Source organism: Nevskia sp. (assembly GCF_023266035.1).
Lineage (GTDB): Bacteria > Pseudomonadota > Gammaproteobacteria > Nevskiales > Nevskiaceae > Nevskia.
On record NZ_JAHFRY010000213.1, the window covers coordinates 1 to 4,852 of the forward strand.

At 65.8% G+C, this 4,852-nt stretch carries 4 protein-coding genes; all 4 read right to left on the reverse strand.

Annotated features, from left to right (window positions below; translation table 11 throughout):
• A partial coding sequence (locus tag Q0D45_RS20945; RefSeq protein WP_293397678.1) for a helicase HerA-like domain-containing protein occupies window positions 1–1,032 on the reverse strand: 1,032 nt, incomplete at its 3' end.
• 42 nt (window positions 1,033–1,074) lie between these two features.
• Window positions 1,075–2,319 carry a di-heme oxidoredictase family protein gene (locus Q0D45_RS20950; RefSeq protein WP_293397680.1) on the reverse strand — a complete coding sequence of 415 codons (1,245 nt, stop codon included), beginning with the start codon at window positions 2,317–2,319 and terminating at the stop codon, window positions 1,075–1,077.
• 6 nt (window positions 2,320–2,325) lie between these two features.
• Entirely contained in the window at window positions 2,326–2,862 is a 537-nt protein-coding gene (locus Q0D45_RS20955; RefSeq protein ID WP_293397682.1) for a hypothetical protein, read from the reverse strand.
• A gap of 5 nt (window positions 2,863–2,867) precedes the next feature.
• The coding region (locus tag Q0D45_RS20960) for a TonB-dependent receptor (protein ID WP_293397684.1) at window positions 2,868–4,852 on the reverse strand (1,985 nt) is incomplete at its 5' end.

Sequence of the window (4,852 nt, forward strand, 5' to 3'; positions counted from 1 at the left end):
GAAGGTTTCGGCCGCTGCCTTGACCGCCTTCTGGTCGCGCGGCGTGAAGGCGCGCAGCGCGTGCTGCACGCGATTGCCTAACTGGCCGAGCACGGCATCGGGCAAGTCCAGCGGGTTCTGGGTGACGAAGTAGACGCCGACGCCTTTCGAGCGGATCAGCCGCACCACCTGCTCGACTTTCTGGACCAGTGCCTTCGGCGCATCGGTGAACAGCAGGTGCGCTTCGTCGAAGAAGAACACCAGTTTCGGCTGGTCGAGGTCGCCGGCTTCCGGCAGGCGCTCGAACAGTTCGGACAACAGCCAGAGCAGGAACGTCGAGTACAGCGCCGGTTTCTGGTACAGCACGTCGGCGGCGAGGATGTTGACGACGCCGCGGCCGGTCATGTCCTGACGCATCAGGTCCTCGAGATCGAGCGCCGGCTCGCCGAAGAAGCTTTCGGCACCATCGGCTTCGAGCGCGATCAGGCCGCGCTGGATCGCCCCTATCGAAGCCTTGGAGATCAGACCGTAATCCGGGCCCAGCGCCTTGGCGTTCTCGGTGACGTGATTGAGCGCGGCTTTCAGATCCTTCAGATCGAGCAGCAGCAGGCCATTGTCGTCACAGAACTTGAACACCAGTTGCAGCACCGCTTCCTGAACGTCGGACAGGTTCAGCAGGCGCGCCAGCAGCAGCGGCCCCATGTCGGAAATCGTGCCGCGCAGAGGATGGCCCTGGGTGCCGAACACGTCCCAGAACACCACCGGGTAGATGGTCGGCACATAGTTGGCGAGGCCGACGTGGGCGGCACGCTCGACCAGCTTCGGCTTGACCTCACCGGCCATCGCCAGACCGGACAGATCGCCCTTGATGTCGGCGGCGAACACCGGCACGCCGAGATCGGAAAAACCTTCGCAGAGGCTTTGCAGGGTCACGGTCTTGCCGGTGCCGGTGGCGCCAGCAATCAGGCCATGACGGTTGCCGTACTTCGCCAGCAACCATTGCTGTGCGCTGTCTGCGTCCGCGCCTTTGCCGATGAGTATCTGGTTGTCCATGCCGTAGCGCTCGCGAGTGGAATCGTTCGCTAGCTTCGGGGCTCAGCGCGCTGAAAGCCAGTCCAGGAGGCGGTTGCGTTCGGCAACCGTGCTGCGCTCGAAACGTCGGCGGGCTGATGCCGCTTCACCGTCATGCCAAAGCAGGGCTTCTTCGATGCTGCGGGCACGCCCGTCATGAAGGAGTGCATACGGCGGTCGACGCACGGCGTAGCCCAGCCCCCACAGCGGCGCCGTCCGCCAGCGCGACGGTTGAATCTTGCCGGATACATTGCGGTCGGCCAGCCCCGGGCCGAGATCATGGCGGCGCAGATCGGTATACGGCGCAATGCTAGCCAGCCCTTCGATGCCGCTGACCGGCAGGCTGCCGCGATGACAGCTTGCGCAGCCGTGCCGCTCGAACAACACAAGCCCGGCTTGTTCCGATGAGGCGTCCAGCGGCGGCGATGCCGGTACCGCGAGCAGTCGCTGGTAGGCGATGACGGCCGTCAGGAAGTCATCCGACACTTCCGGCTCGCCACCGGACTGGGCTGCGCGGCAGCGGGCATCCGCCGCTCCACAGTCATCCTGGGCAAAGTCCGCCGACGTCAGCCCCATGTCCTGCGCGAACGCCTGCGCCGTCTGCGCGGCGAGCGAAGGCACATTGCCCTGCCAGCCGAAACGGCCGGCCGCACTATCGTCTGATGCGACGGCCGAGGCCGGCACGGCATCCAGCAGGCCGCTGCCGAACAGCGCTGGCGCCAGTCGCGGCTTGATGACCGTATCGCTACGCAACGGCCCGAGCCGCAGCTCGTCGAAGCGATACGTCGGCGCCCGCAAGGACCACGGCCGCCCATCCGGATAACGGCCCCGCCGCTCGACATAGCTCAAGCGCACCTGCGCCTCCGGCTGAAAGCCATCGATCGCCGCGGTGTTCAGCACCTGGCCATAGGACGGATCGGCCGCCTTGCCGTCGGGACCGCCGAGCTGGACCACCATCGACACCGGGATCAGGCCGGGCTCGACCGTCGTCCGGGCCCGCGCGCCGTTGTTGTGGCAGGCATCGCAGCTTGCCGCGTTGAATACCGGCCCCAGCCCGTCGATCCGCCCGGCGCGCGCTGCGCCGGCCGGCCGCCAGCTGGTGTTGAACACGGTCAGGCCCAGCTCGTGTTGCGCCTGTTCCGCATCGGTCAGCGGGCGCCAGGTCGGCGGATCGCGGGAGTCATCAAAGGGCTGCAGTACCTGTACTGCAGATGCAGGAATTGCAGCGAACGCCAGCAGCAGCGCTGCCCAAGCCGAAAGGCAGCGCATCCTTCTTCAAGGCGTCGGCGGCACAGCCGTGATCGCAACTCTCACGTCCGCATCGGCGGCACCGCTGAATTGCAGCAACAGTTCGGTGTTCGCCGGCAATTGATAGAGCACGACCTTGCGCGGTGTTTCGCAACCCGGCGCGCCACCGAAATCGGTGGACGCGATTGTCTTGCCGTCGGCAATGACGTCGATCCAGATACCGCGGCTCAGCGAGACGCGATAGCCCCCCGCAGCGCTGGGCTTTAAGCGCACCAGCCCTGCGGACGCGCCATCGGCGAGCATCTTCTTGCCGGGTGCGGCCGCAAATGCCACCTGTTGCTGGTCGGCGAGCGTCAACCGATAGAGCTGAGCAATCTCGACCGTTGGCGCGGCCGTGGCCGAAGCTCCCGCTGCCAGCGCCTTGGCATCTCCAGCGAACAGCGCGCGCTCGGCGGCGATGTTCCATTTGAAATCCATGCAGGGATCTCCGGCGAACGCCGGCGAGGCCAGGCCGGCAGCAAGCAGCAGGCTGAAGCGGGACCAGCGCATCGGCGTGGTTTTCATGGCGATCAATAGCGGTAGTCGACCTGCGCCAGCCAGGTGCGGCCAGCCTCGAAGAAGCCTTCCTCGTACGCGTACAGCTCGTCGAACAGATTGCGCACGCCGAACTCGAAGCCGAGTTTCGGCACCGGTTCGAGGCGGACGAAGCTGTTGACGATGGTGAATTGCTCGGCGACGCGCTTGCTGTCGGTGGTGCTGTAGCGCTTGGTCTCGTGCTGCAGATCGGCGCGCAGGCTCAGCATGCGCTGCGGCTGCCATCGGGCGGCGAGGCGGTACTTCTGCTCCGGTGTGTTGATCGGGCGGATGGCCGGGCTGCTGCGATTGTCACGATCGAGCAGGCTGGCCTGGGCATCGAACTTCCACTGCGCCGTCGGCGCCCAGCCGAGCGCCAGCTCGCCGCCGCGGTTGCGCTGCTTGCCGACGTTGCGCTGCTGGAAGCAGTTCGGGTTGGGTGCGGTGCACAGGCCGCGGTCGACGGTGAGGTTCTCGATCGCATCATCGAGATCGGACTGGAACAGCGCTGCGCGCAGTTCGAACTTGTTCCAGCGCTGGGTCCAGTCCAGCTCGTACTGCAGGGCTGCTTCCGGCCCCAAGGCGGGGTTCGGGATCGCGGCGCCGAGACGGAACGAAAAGCGATCCTTGATCGTCGGGAAGCGGGTCTTGCGGCTGACGCCGGCAGTCAAGGTGCCGCTGTCGGTCGCGGCCCAATTCACGACCAGTTGGCCGTTGTGGGCATCGGCGCGGCTGGTGTCGAACGGCACCAGCGTGCCGTTGACCGCGTTCTCCGCTTCCCGGCCGTCCTGCACGGTGTACGAGTAGCCCGGCGTCACGGTCAGGCTGTCGGTCAGCCGGTAGACGTGCTCGATCGCCAGCGCATAGGACTGATCTTCGTAACGCTCTCGCGGCGCATTGATCGCATCGACTTCGCGATGAACGTCCTGCTTCCAGTGCAACGCCATGCGGGTGGCGTTGCGCGGATCCCAGCGCCACTCGAAATCGCCGTTGCCGCCGACCGTGTAGTCGTCGTACTCGCTGCCCTTGAACGCATACGGACGGCGGAATGTGGTGTAGGTCGCGTCGTCGTAGGAATCGAGCGCGTTCTTGAACTGGTCGTAATAGACCCGCCAGCGCACGGTCGCCTGGCTGCCGAATTCGTTGCGCGCGGTGAAGTAGAAGCTCTGCTTGTCCCAGTACGGCCAGCGCCAGAAGCGGGCCTGCACGCCCGCCGCGCTGCCGGCATACGGCGGCACGTTCTTGTCGCCGTCCTGCCGGTAATAGCTCAGCGCGTATTCGTCGCCGCTGTCGGCGACGTAGCCGAGCTTGGCGCTGACCACCAGATCGCGGCTCTCGGCATTGTTGCGGGCGCCGCCGTCCTCATTGGCTGTCGGCTTGAAGCTGTCGGGCAAGCTGTAGCCCTCGGCGTTGACGTAAGACGCGGTGGCATGGCCGTACCAGTTGCTGCGGATGCCGCCGATCGAGCCGACCACGCGCGTCTGCAGCGTGTCGTTGCTGTCGCCGGTTTCGGAGGTGTAGCGCAGCGAGGTTTCAAACGGTTGCGTCGGCCGACGGCTGATCACGTTGATCGCGCCACCTAACACGTTCGGCCCATACAGCAGCGAAGCCAGGCCCTTGCTGACGACGATTTCGGAGACGTAGTCGACCCCAAAGCGCGACAGATCGACATTGCCGTCGTACGGCACATAGACCGGCACGCCGTCGATGAACAGCGGTACCTGGCGGCTCGAAAAGCCGCGCACCGAAATCAGCCGTTCACGGCGCTGGCCGACGTTCTGGATTGCCACACCGGGCAGCAGATCGAGGGCCGTCGACAGATCGTCGCGCTGGTATTCGCGCAGCGTGGTCGCGTCGATCTTCTCGACCATCGCCGCTGCCAGCGGCCGCCTGGCGATGACTTCGACGACGCCGAGATCGAACACCGGCGTGGAGTCGGCGGTGTTCGCCATCGGGGTAGTGGTTTCATCGGCAACCGCTA